The sequence below is a fragment of the Streptomyces sp. NPDC031418 genome, from assembly GCF_055581605.1.
Genome location: NZ_JBVIJC010000019.1, coordinates 1 through 16,879 on the forward strand (window position 1 = coordinate 1; position 16,879 = coordinate 16,879).

General features: G+C 72.8%; 13 protein-coding genes. 2 read left to right on the forward strand and 11 right to left on the reverse strand.

Annotation, left to right across the window (positions count from 1 at the left end; genetic code table 11):
- Window positions 1–370: 370 nt before the first annotated feature.
- The gene (locus ACZ5CZ_RS26560; RefSeq protein WP_468946851.1) at window positions 371–1,378 is read right to left on the reverse strand and encodes a stage II sporulation protein M; all 1,008 of its coding nucleotides are present in this window, start codon (window positions 1,376–1,378) and stop codon (window positions 371–373) included.
- Window positions 1,379–1,523: 145 nt separating this feature from the next.
- Between ACZ5CZ_RS26560 and ACZ5CZ_RS26565 the strand changes: the two genes are divergently transcribed.
- Window positions 1,524–2,510, forward strand: coding sequence for an RDD family protein (locus ACZ5CZ_RS26565; RefSeq protein WP_468946605.1), 987 nt, complete (start codon window positions 1,524–1,526; stop codon window positions 2,508–2,510).
- A 43-nt stretch (window positions 2,511–2,553) separates the two neighbouring features.
- Here the strand turns inward: ACZ5CZ_RS26565 and ACZ5CZ_RS26570 are convergent, their stop codons facing one another.
- From ACZ5CZ_RS26570 to ACZ5CZ_RS26605, 8 genes are all read right to left on the reverse strand, one after another.
- Window positions 2,554–3,168: a hypothetical protein gene (locus tag ACZ5CZ_RS26570; RefSeq protein WP_468946608.1), complete on the reverse strand. Its 615-nt coding sequence runs from the start codon at window positions 3,166–3,168 to the stop codon at window positions 2,554–2,556.
- Window positions 3,169–3,280: 112 nt separating this feature from the next.
- The gene (gene ahcY / locus ACZ5CZ_RS26575) at window positions 3,281–4,738 is read right to left on the reverse strand and encodes an adenosylhomocysteinase (RefSeq protein ID WP_385844820.1); all 1,458 of its coding nucleotides are present in this window, start codon (window positions 4,736–4,738) and stop codon (window positions 3,281–3,283) included.
- 256 nt (window positions 4,739–4,994) lie between these two features.
- Complete coding sequence (locus ACZ5CZ_RS26580) at window positions 4,995–5,975, reverse strand: cation diffusion facilitator family transporter (protein ID WP_385844821.1); 981 nt, start codon at window positions 5,973–5,975, stop codon at window positions 4,995–4,997.
- 116 nt (window positions 5,976–6,091) lie between these two features.
- A complete protein-coding gene (gene manA / locus ACZ5CZ_RS26585) occupies window positions 6,092–7,243 on the reverse strand; it encodes a mannose-6-phosphate isomerase, class I (RefSeq protein WP_468946612.1) in 1,152 nt (383 codons plus the stop codon).
- 112 nt (window positions 7,244–7,355) lie between these two features.
- On the reverse strand, window positions 7,356–8,483 hold the full coding sequence (locus ACZ5CZ_RS26590) for an SIS domain-containing protein (RefSeq protein WP_468946614.1): 1,128 nt from the start codon (window positions 8,481–8,483) through the stop codon (window positions 7,356–7,358).
- A gap of 61 nt (window positions 8,484–8,544) precedes the next feature.
- Window positions 8,545–8,715 carry a Trm112 family protein gene (locus ACZ5CZ_RS26595; RefSeq protein ID WP_141360461.1) on the reverse strand — a complete coding sequence of 57 codons (171 nt, stop codon included), beginning with the start codon at window positions 8,713–8,715 and terminating at the stop codon, window positions 8,545–8,547.
- A gap of 145 nt (window positions 8,716–8,860) precedes the next feature.
- The gene (locus ACZ5CZ_RS26600) at window positions 8,861–10,225 is read right to left on the reverse strand and encodes a phosphomannomutase/phosphoglucomutase (protein ID WP_468946617.1); all 1,365 of its coding nucleotides are present in this window, start codon (window positions 10,223–10,225) and stop codon (window positions 8,861–8,863) included.
- A 99-nt stretch (window positions 10,226–10,324) separates the two neighbouring features.
- Complete coding sequence (locus ACZ5CZ_RS26605; RefSeq protein WP_385844825.1) at window positions 10,325–10,702, reverse strand: DUF3499 domain-containing protein; 378 nt, start codon at window positions 10,700–10,702, stop codon at window positions 10,325–10,327.
- 398 nt (window positions 10,703–11,100) lie between these two features.
- Between ACZ5CZ_RS26605 and ACZ5CZ_RS26610 the strand changes: the two genes are divergently transcribed.
- On the forward strand, window positions 11,101–11,553 hold the full coding sequence (locus tag ACZ5CZ_RS26610) for a metallopeptidase family protein (RefSeq protein ID WP_385844826.1): 453 nt from the start codon (window positions 11,101–11,103) through the stop codon (window positions 11,551–11,553).
- A gap of 55 nt (window positions 11,554–11,608) precedes the next feature.
- Here the strand turns inward: ACZ5CZ_RS26610 and ACZ5CZ_RS26615 are convergent, their stop codons facing one another.
- Together ACZ5CZ_RS26615 and ACZ5CZ_RS26620 are read right to left on the reverse strand one after the other, a co-directional pair.
- A complete protein-coding gene (locus ACZ5CZ_RS26615; protein ID WP_468946622.1) occupies window positions 11,609–13,126 on the reverse strand; it encodes a DUF5719 family protein in 1,518 nt (505 codons plus the stop codon).
- Window positions 13,123–16,800, reverse strand: a complete 3,678-nt coding sequence (locus tag ACZ5CZ_RS26620) for a glycosyltransferase family 2 protein (protein ID WP_468946624.1) — start codon at window positions 16,798–16,800, stop codon at window positions 13,123–13,125. Before ACZ5CZ_RS26620 ends, ACZ5CZ_RS26615 begins: the two co-directional genes overlap by 4 nt.
- Window positions 16,801–16,879: the final 79 nt, after the last annotated feature.

Below are 16,879 nucleotides of genomic sequence, written 5' to 3' on the forward strand. Positions count from 1 at the left end.
CTTTGTACTCACCCTCTCGGGCTTTCCTCCGGGCGCTTCCCTTCGGTCTTGCGTTTCCGACTCTATCAGATCTTTTCTCGATCCGATTTCCTCGGCGCTTTTCCAGTTCCCCGCTCTCGCGGTTTCCTTTCCGGCGTTTCCGACTTTATCAGAAGTTCTTGGCCGGTCTGACCGGCCGCTCATTTCTGAGTAATCGGGGGATGCTTCTCGGATGTCGTACCGACGTCCCGGAAGCTCGTAGATTCTATCGGCGGCCCTCGAACTTGTCCAGTTCTAGGCAACTGTTTGAATCTACCTCCCCGCTCCCGCCGTGTCAACGGCTCTCGCGGGGAGATGAGGAGACTAGCAGCTCACCGGGGCCGGATGCACATCAGGCGGCCGTGGGCACGACGGAGCTGCGGTCCACCGCTTCGAGGTCACCCGTCTCGCCGACGCGGGCAGCACGGCCGCCCAGGACATAGACGTACGCAAGGAAGGCCAGTTCAGCCACGACGCCGATGCCTATCCGGGCCCAGGTGGGCAGGCCCGAGGGGGTGACGAAGCCTTCGATGGCGCCGGAGACGAACAGGACCAGGGCGAGGCCGATCGCCATGCCCACCGCGGCGCGCCCCTCCTCGGCGAGGGCCGCACGGCGGGTGCGGGGGCCCGGGTCTATGAGCGTCCAGCCGAGGCGCAGACCGGTGCCGGCCGCCACGAACACCGCGGTGAGTTCGAGCAGGCCGTGCGGGAGGACCAGGCCCAGGAAGGTGTCGAGGCGGCCGGCCGACGACATCAGGCCGAAGCCGACGCCCAGGTTGAGCATGTTCTCGAAGAGGATCAGCAGGACGGGCAGGCCCAGGAAGATGCCCAGGACCAGGCACATCGCGGCCGCCTCCGCGTTGTTCGTCCACACCTGGGCGGCGAAGGCGGCCGCGGGGTGGCTGGAGTAGTAGGTCTCGTACTCGCCGCCGGGGCGGGTCAGGTCGCGCAGCTGGCTCGGGGCGCCGATCGCCGACTGCACCGCGGGGTGGGTGCCGATCCACCAGCCCAGCAGGATCGCCACCGTGGTGGAGACGAGCGCGGTCGGGACCCACCAGTGGCGGGCGCGGTAGACGGCCGCGGGGAATCCCTGGGTGAGGAAGCGTGTGACGTCGCGCCATGAGGCGCGGCGGGTGCCGGTGACGGCGCTGCGCGCGCGTGCGAGGAGGCGGCTGAGCCGTCCGGTCAGCTGCGGGTCCGGTGCGCTGGACTGGATGAGCGACAGATGGGTCGCGGTGCGCTGATAGAGGGTGACGAGTTCGTCGGCCTCGGTGCCGTTGAGCCGGCGCTGGCGGCGGAGCAGGGCGTCGAGGCGGTCCCATTCGGCTTGGTGTGCGGAGACGAAGACGTCCAGGTCCATCGGGTCTGCCTGCTCCTCGGGCTGGTGGCCGACTGCTCGTCGTGGATGCTCGAAGTTGTTGTCAGCTTGTCGTACTGGGGCGCGATGCGCCCACAGCTTGGCAGACTTGCTGTTCACGGGGCGGACCAGGGGAAGGACGGCGGGCGTGAGTGAGCTGGTGACGGGCGAGGCGGTGGCCCTCGAACTGCGGCCCGCGAAATTGCCGAGCAGGGCGCTGGCCGTGCTGCTCGATCTGCTGGTGGCCATGGCGGTGTACATCGCCGTCACGGTCGTACTGGTGGCGACGACGTCCTCCTTGGACGAGGCCGCGCAGACCGCGCTGTCGATCGCGGCGTTCCTGCTGGTGCTGGTCGGCGGGCCGATCGCGGTGGAGACGCTCAGTCATGGGCGCTCGCTGGGAAAGCTGGCGTTCGGGCTGCGGGTGGTGCGGGACGACGGCGGTCCGATCCGGTTCCGGCACGCGCTGGTGCGCGGCGCGATCGGTGTGGTCGAGATTCTGATGACCTTCGGCGTGGTGGCCTGTATCGCCTCGCTGGTGTCGGCGCGGGGGCGACGGCTCGGGGATGTGTTCGCCGGGACGCTGGTGGTGCGGGAGCGGATACCGGTGGGGCGGACCGGCTTTGTGCCGTCTCCTCCGCCGGGGCTTGCGGGGCGGTTCGCCGAGCTGGATCTGGCGGCTGTTCCGGACGGTCTGTGGCTTGCGGTCCGGCAGTACCTGACGCGGATGGAACAGCTCGATCCGCGGGTCTCGCAGGGCATGGCGGAGCGGCTCGCGGCGGATCTGGTGGCGCGGACGGGGGCGGTGGTGCCGCAGGGTCTGCCGCCGGCGGCCTTTCTCGCGGCCGTGGTGCATGAGCGGCAGGCTCGGGAAGCCGCCCGGCAGACCTCGGCTGCTGATCGTTTCGTTCCGCCGGTGGCCGGGGCCGCGGCTGCGGCGCAGGCCGGTGCGGCGGGTGGGTCCTTGTCTCCGGCGCCTGGGGGGTCGCAGGGGGGCGGGTGGTCCGCTCCGTCGCAGGGTGGGAGTCAGCGCCCGGAGCCGGAGGCGCCGGGTTCGGCTGCCCTGCCGCCCGTGGTGGCGCGGGAGGAGCGGCCGGCCGACCGTCCGGCCACCGGATTCGCGCCGCCCGCGTAGGGCCGGCGGCCAGGTCGGCGGTTCCCGGCCCTGTCCGGGGTGCTCAGGCGAACGCCGACGGTGGTGACTGGAGGTCCTCCAGCTCGATCCCGGGCGCGGACAGGACGACGTCGCCGGCGATGTGGATGGTGTGCCGTTCCCCGGTGTCCAGGGCTGTGACCTGGTATTCGTCCACGGTCAGCGGGCCGTTGTCAGTGGCGTGTGCTTCGCTGTTCACCAGGGCCCAGGACTGGTCCACGGTGCGGGGGGCGAGGACCGGTTCGGTGAACGCCACCAGGCGTACGCGGGTCGCGGCGGACGAGGGGGTGAGGCGCAGCAGCCGGGCGGTGGCGATGAGGAAGGCGGGGGATGCGCCGGTGAAGGCGTGGGCGGGCACATTGCCTTCGGTGGCATGGGTGCCGGTGGGGTCGGTGCGGACCCAGGTGACGCCGTCCAGCGCGGCGCCGCGGACCTGCCAGTCGGCTGCGTGGAGTTCGAGGCGGAGGGGGCGGCCGAGGTCGTCCAGCGCCAGGTCGACCGATCCGCGGTGTTCGCCGGCGGGGGTCGTCAGCCGGGAGACGTAGCGCCAGCCGGACGGGCCGGGGGCGCACTGGAAGTGCTCTTCCCCGAGGGGGGTGTGATCGTGCGGATCGTGGAGCGAATAGCGGCCGCGGGGCATGGGGGTCCTGGGTGGTGACGGGCTGATCCGGCCGGAGGCCGAAGGGGCAGGCCCCCGGCACGGGGGTGCGGGGGCCTGCCTCGGAGGACCTGCGTGAGACGCGGAATGCGGCTCAGTAGCGGTAGTGGTCCGGCTTGAAGGGGCCGTCGACGTCGACGCCGATGTAGGCGGCCTGCTCCGGGCGCAGCTTGGTCAGCTTCACGCCGAGGGCGTCCAGGTGGAGACGGGCGACCTTCTCGTCCAGGTGCTTGGGCAGCACGTACACACCGGTCGGGTACGCGTCGGGCTTGGTGAACAGCTCGATCTGGGCCAGCGTCTGGTCCGCGAAGGAGTTCGACATCACGAACGACGGGTGGCCGGTGGCGTTGCCCAGGTTCAGCAGACGCCCCTCGGACAGCACGATGATCACCTTGCCGTCGGGGAACGTCCAGGTGTGGACCTGCGGCTTCACCTCGTCCTTGACGATCCCCTCGATCTTCGCCAGACCGGCCATGTCGATCTCGTTGTCGAAGTGACCGATGTTGCCCACGATCGCCTGGTGCTTCATCCTCGCCATGTCCGAGGCCAGGATGATGTCCTTGTTGCCCGTCGTGGTGATGAAGATGTCCGCGGTCTCCACGACCTCGTCCAGCGTGGTCACCTGGTAGCCGTCCATCGCCGCCTGAAGCGCGCAGATCGGGTCGATCTCCGTGATGATCACCCGGGCACCCTGACCCCGCAGCGACTCCGCACACCCCTTGCCGACATCGCCGTACCCGCACACGACAGCCGTCTTGCCGCCGATCAGCACATCGGTGGCACGGTTGATCCCGTCCACCAGGGAGTGCCGGCAGCCGTACTTGTTGTCGAACTTCGACTTCGTCACCGCGTCGTTGACGTTGATCGCCGGGAACAGCAGCACACCGTCACGCTGCATCTCGTACAGCCGGTGCACACCCGTGGTGGTCTCCTCCGTGACACCACGGATCTCGGAGGCCAGCTGGGTCCACTTCTGGGGGTTCTCGGCCAGGGTGCGGTGCAGCAGCTGGAGGATGACGCGGTGCTCGTCGGACTCGGCGGTCTCCAGGGCGGGGACCTCACCGGCCTTCTCGTACTCGACGCCCTTGTGGACGAGGAGGGTGGCGTCGCCGCCGTCGTCCAGGATCATGTTCGGGCCGCCGGTGGGGCTGTCCGGCCAGGTCAGCGCCTGCTCGGTGCACCACCAGTACTCCTCCAGCGTCTCGCCCTTCCAGGCGAAGACCGGGACACCCTGCGGGTTGTCCGGGGTGCCGTTCGGGCCGACCGCGATGGCCGCGGCCGCGTGGTCCTGGGTGGAGAAGATGTTGCAGGACGCCCAGCGGACCTCGGCGCCCAGCGCGACCAGGGTCTCGATCAGCACGGCGGTCTGCACGGTCATGTGCAGCGAACCGGTGACGCGGGCACCGGCCAGGGGCTGCGCCTCGGCGTATTCCTTGCGGATCGCCATCAGGCCGGGCATCTCGTGCTCGGCGAGGGTGATCTCCTTGCGGCCGAACTCGGCCAGGGAGAGGTCGGCGACCTTGAAGTCCTGTCGGTTGTCGACAGTCGTCATTGCGAGCTGCTCCTCGGTGTCGGGTCGAGGTGGGTACGGCTGGTCTGCGCGGCGGCGGACACAGGGGTGCCCGAGAAGAGGACACAGGCATGCCCACGTACGCGCAGCGCAGTCCGTCGGAGGCCCTCTCTCCCTCGGTCGGTCCGTCCGGGACCGCCCGACCGCCATCAGCAGCGACGTCTGGCTCCGTCCCAAGCTACACCGCGCGACCCGGTCGTCCCCAGTCCGTTGCGTATGGTTCCGGCCGACCGGGGGCTCAGTGGCCGAGCGCGTGCGGGTTCGGGCCGCCGGGGGTGGCCTGCGGGTCGGGGCCCTTGGCGGCCTCGGCCTCGCTGTAGATGTCCGGTTCCAGGTAGATGACGCGGGCGATGGGGACGGCGGTGCGGATGCGGGTCTCGGCCGCGTTGATGGCGGCTGCCACCTCGGCGGCCGTGTCGTCGTGCCGGACGGCGATCTTGGCCGCGATCAGCAGTTCCTCGGGGCCGAGGTGCAGCGTGCGCATGTGGATGATGCCGGTGACGGTCTTCCCGTCGACGGTCGCCTCCTCGATCTTCTTGACCACGTCCAGGCCCGCGGCCTCACCGAGCAGCAGGGACTTGGTCTCGGCGGCCAGCACGAGGGCGATGCAGACGAGGAGAACGCCGATGCAGACGGTGCCGATGCCGTCCCAGACGCCGTCGCCGGTGAGCACGGCGAGGCCGACGCCGAGGAGGGCGAGAACCAGACCGATCAGGGCGCCGAAGTCCTCCAGCAGGACGACGGGCAGCTCGGGTGCCTTGGCGCGGCGGATGAACTGCGCCCAGGAGAGCGTGCCGCGCAGTTCGTTGGACTCCTTGATGGCGGTGCGGAAGGAGAAGCCTTCGGCGATCACCGCGAAGACCAGGACGCCCACCGGCCAGTACCAGCTCTTCAGGGCGTGCGGGTGGAGGATCTTCTCGTAGCCCTCGTAGATGGCGAACATGCCGCCGATGGAGAAGAGCACGATCGAGACGAGGAAGGCGTAGATGAAGCGCTCGCGGCCGTAGCCGAACGGGTGCTGCGGGGTGGCCTCGCGCTCGGCCCGCTTGCCGCCGATCAGCAGCAGGAACTGGTTGCCGGAGTCGGCCAGCGAGTGAACGCCCTCGGCGAGCATCGAGGAGGAGCCGCTGAACGCGAACGCCACGAACTTGGATGCCGCGATCGCGAGGTTGGCGCCGAGTGCCGCCACGATCGCCTTCGTACCGCCTGACGCGCTCATGTGTCCGCGTTGTCCCTTCGACCTTGTCGTCGCCTTCGCGCTTTGCCCGGCCTTTGCCGGTGGGCCATTCTTGCAGTCCGGCCGGGCCTTGGCGTGTCAGGTATCCACAGGGCCGGTCATACGATCACAGTGGCGCGGAAGACGGTGCCCGTGCCCGAGATCTGCGTGTGCTCGCCGGCCGGGACGAAGACCGACTGGCCGGCGCTGAGTTCCTCCTCGCCCGCCCGGACGGAACCGGCCGTGCAGAGCAGGATCTGCGGGGCGTCGCGGGTGACGTCGTGGGCGGCGCCGGCCTCGGGGAGGACGTAGCGGGAGAGGCGGAACTCGTCGATCGGGGTCTCGTAGACCTCCTCGCCGTCCGGGGAGGCCTCCGGGCGCAGTACGCCGGGGTCGCCCGCCTCGAAGCGCACGACGCGCAGCAGTTCGGGGACGTCGACGTGCTTGGGGGTCAGGCCGCAGCGCAGGACGTTGTCGGAGTTGGCCATGATCTCGACGCCGAGGCCGTCGAGGTAGGCGTGCGGGATGCCTGCGCCGAGGAAGAGCGCCTCGCCGGGCTGGAGCCGGACGTGGTTCAGCAGCATGGCCGCGATGACGCCGGGGTCGCCCGGGTAGTGGTGGGCGATGTCGGCGTAGGGGGCGTAGGCGCCGCCGAGGCGGGCGCAGGCGGCGGTGGCCTCGGCGACCGTGTGGGCCATCTCCTCGCGGTCGGCGGTGAGGACCGCGGTGAGCATTTCGCGCAGCGCCGCGTCCTCGGGGTGGGCGTGCAGCAGATCGACGTACGGCTTGAGGGAGGCGACGCCGAGCCCGTCCAGCAGGTCGGCGGCCTCGACCGGGGGCCGGAAGCCGCAGAGCCCGTCGAACTCGGTGAGCGCGCAGATGAGTTCGGGCTTGTGGTTGGCGTCCTTGTAGTTGCGGTGCGGGGCGTCGACCGGGACGCCCCGGCGCTCCTCGTCGGCGTATCCCGCCCGGGCCTGCTCCAGGTCGGGGTGCACCTGGAGGGAGAGGGGGGCGCCGGCGGCGAGGATCTTCAGGAGGAACGGCAGGCGGGGACCGAACCTGGCGACCGCGCGGGCGCCGAGTTCGCGTTCGGGGGCGGCATCGATGACCTCGACGAGTGTCCCGCGCGCGGTGCGTGACGGGGCGCCCGGGTGCGCTCCCATCCACATCTCCGCCTGCGGTTCACCGGTCGGTTCGACGCCGAGCAGGTGCGGGATGGCGGTGCGGGAGCCCCAGGCGTAGGGGCGGACGGTGTTGTCGAGGCGGTCCATGTGTCTTCTCTGTCTCCGTACGTACGTCGCGGCACGGCGGGGGCGGAGGCGAGGGCTGTGCCGGCCGCCGTGCCGGTGGTGGGCGCGGGGGTGCGTCCGGCCTGGAGCCAGATCAGGCCCTGGAAGCGAGCGCCAGGTAAACGGCGGCGAAATCCGTGACGGCGATCAGTTCCGCGAGCGTCTCCAGTTCGCCGCCCTCCTCCGGTTCGAGTTCGCTGATCGGGGTGTCGTGGCTGAGTGCCACGTCACGGGCGGCGGGCGCGGCGGTGAGTCCGCCGCCCGGGCGGTCGCGGAGCAGGACGACGCGCGCGTGCAGGGCGGGCGGCTCCTCCACGCGGTCGCGGAAGAAGTCGTCCGGGTCGGCGCTGGCGGCCAGCGGGCCGGCCAGCAGGGCGCTGTGGGCGGCGAGTGCCTCGGGCAGTTCGGCGACGAGGGCTGGGCGGCCGGAGAGTTCGGCGAGGGCGGCGGCGAACCGGCGGCCCGCCGGGCCCGCCGAGGTGCCTTCCGTCCACACCACGGGCAGCGCGTCGGCGAGCTCGGCGGCGAGGGTCTTGGCCGGATTGCTGTACGTCGCGATGGCCGGGCCGCAGCGCTCCGCGATGTGGTCCAGGCGGTCGGCGACCTTCTCCAGGGCGTCCTGCGGGGCGGTGAGCAGGCCGATGCGGTCCAGGAGGGCCAGCAGGGGGGTGAGCAGCGCCCAGAAGACGCCCGGGGAGGAGGCGGCGAGGGGTTCGTCCAGGTCGTACGGGGCCGTCGCCATCGGTACGAACAGGCCGTGCGCGCCGGCGACCGCCTCGGCGAGCGGGGTGCCGGCGGGGGCCACGGCCGCGACCGAGCAGCCGTGGCGGTAGGCCTGGTCGGTGAGGAGGGCCAGGCTCGGCTCGGTGCCGTCCGGGGTGGCGATCAGCAGCAGGTCCACGGAGCCGGCCCAGCCGGGGAGTTCCCAGCGCAGGGCGCCTGCGGCCGGGGCCACTCCGGTGGGGGCCAGGCGGACGATGGGGCTGCCGGCGCCGGCCAGGGTGCCGAGGAGGTCGGCGGTGTGGGTGGCGGCGGCGCCGGGGCCCGCGATCAGCACCGAGCGGGGGCGGCCGTCGGGCTTGAGGCCGCCGATGCCGGCCTCGGCGGCGTGCCGGGCCGCCGTACGGACGCGGGCGCCGGCCTCCGCCGCGCCGCGCAGCAGGCCCCGGCGGTCGGCCTCGGCGAGGCCCTCCGGGGTGTCGAGCAGCGATTCGTCCAGCATGGGCGGGTTGCCTCCGATCGCCGGGGTCCTGTGCGGGGTGTCTACGGCCTGACGGGCGCCGTCACGCGGGGCGGCGGGCCTCGTCCACGAGCAGGACCGGGATGCCGTCGCGGACCGGGTAGGCGAGGCCGCAGTCCTGGCCCGTGCAGACCAGCTCGGTGTCCTGCTCCTTGAGGGGGGCGTGGCAGGCCGGGCAGGCGAGGATCTCCAGGAGGCCGGCTTCGAGCGGCATGGGGTGTCCCTTCGAGGGCGGATGTCTGTCTGTGGATGTGCCTGGTCAGCGTACCGCTGGAGCACGCCCCGAGCCGGGCTTCCGGTGCCGTCCAGGGGGCTTTCGGCCCCCAGGACGGCGTTGCCCGGCAGGTCGGCTCCGGATGTCAGCCCCGGATGATCGCCAGGGCCTCGTCCCGGATCTTGGTCATGGTGGGTTCGTCCTTCGCCTCGGCGTTCAGCCGGAGGAGGGGTTCCGTGTTGGAGGGGCGGACGTTGAACCACCAGTCGGCGGCGGAGACCGTGAGGCCGTCGAGGTCGTCCAGGGTGACGTCGGCGCGGTTCTCGTACGCGGAGCGGATCGCGGCGAGGCGGGCGGACTGGTCGGCGACGGTGGAGTTGATCTCGCCGGAGCCGCTGTAGCGGTCGTACTGGGCCACCAGGGCGGAGAGGGGGCCGTCCTGGGTGCCGAGGGCGGCCAGGACGTGCAGGGCGGCCAGCATGCCCGTGTCGGCGTTCCAGAAGTCCTTGAAGTAGTAGTGCGCGGAGTGCTCGCCGCCGAAGATCGCGCCGGTGCGGGCCATCTCGGCCTTGATGAAGGAGTGGCCGACGCGGGTGCGGACCGGGGTGCCGCCGTTCTCCTTGACGACCTCCGGGACGGTGCGGGAGGTGATCAGGTTGTGGATGACCGTGCCCTTGCCGCCGTTGCGGGCGAGTTCGCGGGCGGCGACCAGGGCGGTGATCGCGGACGGGGAGACCGGGTCGCCGTGCTCGTCCACGACGAAGCAGCGGTCGGCGTCGCCGTCGAAGGCGATGCCGAGGTCGGCGCCCTCCGCCGGTACCCGCTTTTGCAGGTCCACGAGGTTGGCCGGGTCGAGCGGGTTGGCCTCGTGGTTCGGGAAGGTGCCGTCCAGTTCGAAGTACATCGGGACGAGGGTCAGGGGCAGGCCGGCGAAGACCGTGGGGACCGTGTGGCCGCCCATGCCGTTGCCGGCGTCGACCACGACCTTCAGCGGGCGGATGGAGGTGAGGTCGACCAGGGAGCGCAGGTGCGCCGCGTAGTCGTCCAACGTCTCGCGGGTGCTCAGGGTTCCCGGCCGGGCGGCCGGCTCGGGGGCGCCCGACTCCAGCCAGCCCTCGACCAGTTCGCGGATCTGCGCGAGACCGGTGTCCTGGCCGACCGGGGCGGCGCCCGCGCGGCACAGCTTGATGCCGTTGTACTGGGCCGGGTTGTGCGAGGCGGTGAACATCGCGCCGGGCAGGTTCAGGGCGCCGGAGGCGTAGTACAGCTGGTCGGTGGAGCACAGGCCGATGTCGGTGACGTCCACGCCCTGGTCGGCCGCGCCGCGTGCGAAGGCGCGGGTGAGGCCGGGGGACGAGGGTCGCATGTCGTGGCCGACGACGATCGCCGCGGCTCCGGTCACCTCCGCGAAGGCGGCTCCGAAGAGTCCGGCCAGTGACTCGTCCCACTGGTCCGGGACCACTCCGCGTACGTCGTACGCCTTCACGATCTGCGACAGATCAGCAGCCACGGCCAACCCTCCTGAAAGTCCTATGGGTGCCCACAAACTACCCGTCCGGGGTAAGTGGGCGGTGTGCGGACACCAGGACTGGGGGCGCCGGGAGTGTGCTCAGTTGTCCGGGGAGCGCAGGACCCGGAGATGACCGCGGCGGGCGACCTCCATGGGGTCGGCCGTGCGCGGGCCGCCGCCGGCCGCCTCCGCCGCGCGCTCCTGGGGGCGGGCCGCCTCGCGTACCGCGTTGGCGAGCGCTTCCAGGTCGTCTCCGCTGGGCCGGGCGGGAGCGGAGCCGTCGAGGAGCCGGACGACCTCCCAGCCGCGCGGGGCGGTCAGGCGCTCGGAGTGCTCGGCGCACAGGTCGTAGCAGTGGGGTTCGGCGTAGGTGGCGAGCGGGCCGAGGACCGCGGTCGAGTCGGCGTAGACGTACGTCAGCGTCGCGACGGCGGGTCGGCCGCAGGCGGTGCGCGAACAGCGACGTACAGGGCTCACGACGTTGGACGGTACCGCACTCTTGAGCGGGCCGCGACGACTCTGGACCAGGTCACTCCACCGTGTCGTGGTGTGAAACACCCCACATACCCCCTGGAACATGCCCTGTTGACCTGCGTGGACGGGTTCACGACGGGGTACGGACAGGGTTGCGCCTGGTCATGTTTCGGTACAAACAAGGTCAATTGGCTTGAGTTCGGTGGTCTTGGAGGGTTACGGAAACGAGCCAGACCTTGGCCGGAATGGTCGTCCTGTGACAGGGAGGGGAACGCGTGCCGGACGAGCGCAGAAGCGGGGCGGCCCGGTGGGGGCCGGGTGGCTGGTTGGTGCGGGTCGCCCGTGGGGGACGCGCGTGGAGCAGGGCGGGCGGGGTGTGCGAGGACTACGCTTCCCCAGTGATGGACAACCGTGTACCGCCCCGTGCCGCCGGCCCTGGGCCCCGTCGTCGTGATCGCCATGGGCGGGGCATGCGCGGGCCGATCGCGCCCCCGCAGGTGCCGTTGGCGGCGAGTCGGGGCGAGGTGTTCGCGGACCTGGTGCAGGACTCCGTGGACCGTCTTGAGCGGCGGTGGCCGCAACTGGCCGACATCGATTTCCTGGTGCTGGAGGTGCCTCGGCTGGATGCGCGGGGCGAGCAGGCGTGGGGGGACGAGGCCGTGCCCCTGGGCGGGGTCGTGCCGGCTCGGGAGGGGCGGCGGGCGCGGGTGGTCGTCTATCGGCGGCCGGTGGAGATCCGGACCAAGGGGCGGGACGAGCGGGCGGCGCTGGTGCACGAGGTGGTCGTGGAGCAGGTCGCCGAGTTGCTCGGGCTGACGCCGGAGACGGTGGATCCGCGGTACGGGGAGGACTGAGGGGCTGGGGGCGGGCAACAGCCCTGCCCCGCACCCCTCTTCGGCGCCGCGCGGGTCAGTCCTGCAAGACCGACAGGTCCTCGTCCGTCTGGGGGACTGCCACCTTTCCGTGGTCGTCGGGGAGGGGCTGGATGGTGAAGCCGGGGACGCCTGCCTCGGTGGCCGCCAGGGTGCGGGAGGCGTAGACCGGGCCGCCGGAGAGGGGCTCCACGGTCAGGGCGTACGTGCCCTTCAGGCCGGACGGCGCCGGGGGCTGGATGTTCTGGGTGGTGCCGGACTTGATCGTGTAGGTCTTGGAGACCGCCGTGCCGCCCTCGCTGCCGGCCGAGGCGGTGACCTTGACGGTGGCGGTGGCGGTGGGCGCGGTCAGGGCCAGCGTGGAGCCCTTGGCGCTGTTGTCGGCCGACGTCGCGCGGGTGCCGACGGGGGCCGTGGCCGGGATGAAGGCCGTCTCCTGGGCGGCGCCCTTGCCGCGGACCACGCGCAGGGCCGCGACGACCGGGACCTGCTGGTCGACGGGGGTCAGGATCAGGGAGCCCGCCTCGCCGCGGGTCACCGGGCCGAGGTCGGTCGTGCTGGTCATGCCGGCCTTCACATGCAGCGTCTCGTTCCCGGCCGGGGTGATCAGGCCGTCGGGCGAGGCCAGCCGGATCTTCAGGTCGGCGTCGTCGCCGCCGGGGGTGAAGGCGATCAGGCTGACGTCGGTGGCGTCCTTGGGGATGCCCGGCAGGACCAGGCCGGCGGCCGGGTCGGCGGAGGCGGTCAGCCAGTCGCCGCCGGCCTTGTCGTCCAGGGCCTGCACGGCCGCGCCGACCCGTCCGCTGCGCACGCTGACGTGCACGGTCAGGTCGGGCTGCCGCTGGTCGGTGAGCGTGGAGAGCAGGATCTGCTTGCCGGCGTGCGGCGGGAGCGTGAGGTCCTCCCCGAGGGAGGACTTGATCTGGCCGTCCTTGCCGTACAGCTCGATGTCGACGACGGCGGCGGAGTCGTCGGGGTTGGTGAGGTGGACGTAGTCGGTGCGGCCGGCTGCCGTACTGGCGCCGGGGAACCAGAAGTCGGTGTCCGGGGCGGTGCAGTTGACGCCCTGGAGGCCGCGGCCGGTGCCGGCGGCGACCTCGGTGGTCTCCTGGACGGTCCAGCCGGGCGCGAGGCCGCCGTCGGCGGTGCCGATGAGCGCGGGGGTGTCGGCCCCGGAGGTGTCGCCGGTGACGGGCGTGCCGGCTGCCTTCGGGGTGAGCGCCGGCTGGTCCGACGGCGTCTTCTTCGAACCCTTCGAGCCCTTGGAGTCCTTCGGGTTCGTGTCGTCCACGGACTGCTGTGCGGCCGCCTGGAAGCGAGCCTTGCCGCTGCTCGCCGCGCCCTGGGTGACGGGTGTGTACGACGTGTACGAGGTGTCGGCGATGTCCGAGACGCTCGGCGCCGGGCACAGCAGGCTGGTGCGCTGCACGGGCAGATGGGCGGCCGCCGTGGGGGCGGGCGCGCCGGACGCGTCCGGGGTGTCGAGCGCGGCGAACGCGGTGACGGCGGCCAGCGCGGCGGTGCCGGCGAACAGGGACAGGGTGGTGCGGTTCACTGCTGGCTCCCGTCGGGGCGCTCACTGCCGGTGCCGTGGGGGTGCTGGGCGGGGTCGTACGCCGGGTCGTAGCCCTGTGGCATCTGCTGCTGGTAGGCCGTCGGGTCGTAGGGCTGCTGGTCGCCGGTGCCCGGGTAGGCGTAGGGGTCGTACTGGGCCGGCTGGTAGGGGTCGGGCTGGTACGTCTGCTGGTCGTATCCGGGGCCGGCCTGGTACGGGTCGGCCGGGTAGCCGGGGTATCCGGCGTTCGCGTAGCCGCTCTGGTCCCAGTCGTCGTACGAATGCTGGTGCGGTACGGCGGCGGCCGGGGGCTGTTCCGGCAGCGGCGGGCCGGCCGGCTGCTCGGGCGTGGCCGGTTCCTCGGGTGTGGCCGCTTCCTCGGCCTGGGCGCGCAGCCGGCGGGCGCGGCGGCCCTCGCCCGCGGCGGCCTGGGCCGGGAGGGGCTGTTCCTCGGGCAGGTCGTCGTCGACGTCGCGGCGGCGGCCGGGCAGTGCGAGAACGACCAGGACGACGCCGAGCGCGCCCTGGGCCCACAGCCAGGCGGTGTGGGTGAGCGGGGCGTCGTAGGTGACGTCGAGGGTGCCGCCGGTGGCGGGGAGCTGGAAGCCCTGGGCCCAGCCGTCGACGGTGGTGCGGGTGAGCGGCTTGCCGTCGAGGGTGGCCGTCCAGCCGTCGGAGGCGGTGTCGGCCAGGCGCAGCACGCGGCCCGCCGGGCCGGCGGGGACGGTGGTGTGGATCTCGACCGGGCCGGCGGAGACCGGCTGGGGGGTGCCGGTGCCGCCCGCGGGCACGATGGCGGCGCGGGACACCTCCTGGTCGACCCGCCACAGGGAGTTGCCGCTCTGCTGGCTGAGCCGGGTCAGGCCCGGGGTGGCGTCGAGGACGCGGGTGATCTCGCGGGGTGCGCCCTTGTGCACGAGGACGTAGCGGACGGCGAAGCCGCCGAGTTCGTCGGACTGGTCGGCGCCGGAGCCGGCGACCAGGTTGGCGACGACCTTGTCCAGGCGGGCGTTGGCGCCGTCGGCGGCGGCGAGTTCGGCGTCTCCCATGCGGGCGCCGGAGCCGCGGACGAGGGTGTAGCGCACGCGCGTGGCGGAGTCGCTGTCGAGGACGAGGGTGCGGGCCCGGTCGCCGGTGATGGAGTCCTCGGCGACGAACGCGGGCACCTGGGTCGGGTCGCGCCGCTCCAGGGGGCCGTCGGCGCCGCGGATCATCCAGCCGGCGGCGACGAGCAGCGGGCCCGCGGCCGCGGCGAAGGCGATCAGGGCGGCGACGGGCTGGCGCCAGCCGAAGCTCTGCTCGGCCACGCGGGAGCGTGCGCCGTCGGCGCCGAGGACGGCGGCGGCCAGCAGGGCGATGCCGTAGACGAGGGTGGCCGGGCCGGCCCAGGCGGACTTGTTGGACAGGACCGCGAAGAGGAGGCCGAGCAGGGCGACGGCCCAGGCGGTGCGGACGGCCCGCTGCCGGTCGGAGCGCAGCAGGGCGGCGAGGGCGGCGAGCACGATGCCGATGAGCATCAGGCCGTGCATGGTGCCGGCGCCGCCGGGGCTGGCGCCGAGCAGGTCCGTCGCGGAGGCGGTGGAGGCGCCGTACTCCAGACCGGCCTCGTGGAAGAAGCCGGTCGGCAGGAGGGTCAGCGACCAGGGGGCGAGGAGCAGCAGCGGGGTGCCGAGCTGGGCGAGGAAGCGCAGGCCGTAGGCGACGAGCTCGGAGCGGCGCAGCACCAGCACGCCGAGGCCGAGGATCAGCGCGAGGGGCCAGACGACCGGGGTGAAGGCGGTGGTGATGGTCAGCAGCAGCGCGTACGCCCAGGTGGCGCGCCAGCTGCCGCGCGTGCCGGAGCGGTGGGCGAGGCCGCTCGCGGCGATGCCCGCGCGCGCGATGAGCGGCAGAGTCACGGCGAGGACGGCGGTGCCGATGCGGCCGCCGGCCAGGGCGCCTGCGGTGGCGGGCAGGAAGGCGTAGCCGATGGCCGCCCACGCGCGCAGCAGCCGCGAGGTGACCAGGGGCCGGGAGGCGAAGTAGGCGGTGCATCCGGCGAGCGGCACCGAGCAGACCAGCAGCACGGTGACGGCGAGTCCGGTGGAGCCGAACAGCAGGGAGGCGAGGGTCGCGACCAGGGCGAGGTAGGGCGGGGCGGCGGGGGTGCCGCCGGTGCCGACCGGGTGCCAGGCGTCCAGGTAGCGGGACCACAGGTCGCCGGCGCCGGCCGGGGCGGGCAGCAGGGCGCCGCCGGCCAGCGCACCGCCGCCGAGGAGGGCTCGGCAGGCGACGAGGGAGACGAGCAGCAGTCCGAGGAAGAGCACCGGGCCGGGTTTGCGGGCGATGCGCTTGAGCCGGGCGAACTGCTCGACCTCCAGGAATTCCGCGTCGTCGCCGCCGGGGCCGGACTCCACGGCGCCGCCGTGCCGGCCGGCCGAGGCGGTGTCGGTGTCGGAGCCACTGGTGAAGTTGGCCGCGACCTGCTCCACGGTGGCGCGGATGGTGGCGCCGGGCGGCGGGAAGAGCTGGCGGAGTTCGCCCTTGTCGATCCGGGAGGGGCCGCGGCGGCGCCGGGCGGCGATGATCCGTTCGGGCCGCAGCAGGGTGCCCAGCAGACCGCGGATCTCGTCGACGGCCTGTCCGGGGACCTTGCCGACGAGGTAGGCGACGGTCCGCAGGAGGGTGCCGAGGACGAGCCGCAGCAGCACCCAGGGCAGGGCGGCGCCGCGGGTGTTGGTGAGCAGGGTGTAGACGGCGCCGGCCTTGTCGACCTTGTGCGGGGAAGCGGCGGTGCGGCCCGCGCAGTCGACGGTGCGGCGCTCGCGGGAGGCGGCCTCGGCGTGCCGTACGACGGCCTCGGGGGCGATCAGGACGCGGTGGCCGGCGGCGTGGGCGCGCCAGCACAGGTCGACGTCGTCGCGCATCAGGGGCAGCCTGCGGTCGAAGCCGCCGAGCTGTTCGAAGACGTCGCGGCGGACGAGCATGCCGGCGCTGGAGACGGACAGCACGGTACGGACGTGGTCGTGCTGGCCCTGGTCCTGCTCGCGGCGGTCCAGACCGGTCCAGCGGCGGCCGGAGTTGGCGATGGAGACGCCGACCTCGAGCAGTTGCCGGCGGTCGTACCAGCCGCGGAGTTTGGGGCCGACGATGGCGACGTCGTCGCGGCCGAGTTCGAGTTCGTTGTCGACGACGCGGAGCAGCTGGGCGAGGGCGTCGGGTTCGGGGGCGCAGTCGTCGTGCAGCAGCCAGAACCACTGGACGGGTTCGCCGTGCGGCAGTTCGGGCAGGTCGTAGGCGTCGTCGCGCCAGCTGCGGGTGACCGGGTCCCAGCCGCTGGGGCGCTTGAGGTACGGCAGGTCTTCCGGGGTGAGGACGGGCGCGATGCGGCCGGCCTCCTCGACGGCCTGGCCGAAGCCGGTGCGGCGGGCGAGGTGCAGCACGTTCGCGTCGCCGAGGGCGTCGGTGAGGAGCTGCGCGGAGTCGTCCGCGCTGCCGGTGTCGGCGGCCACCGCGTGCTGGACGGGGCGCTCCTGGCCGAGCAGCCCGGCGAGCGCGTCGGGGAGCCAGCGGGCGCCGTCGTGGGAGACGAGGACCGCGGTCACCACATGGCGCGGGAACTCGGGTGGGCGGGACGGGTCGAACGCCGCTGGGGCGGCGCCGCCTTGGGCTGCCGTATGGCTGTGCACGGACATCGAGGTACGGGCCCCGGTTCGATGGACTGCGGTGGACGCCCGCGCCCTCTCGGGGGCCGAGGGGACTGCGAGGCGTCTC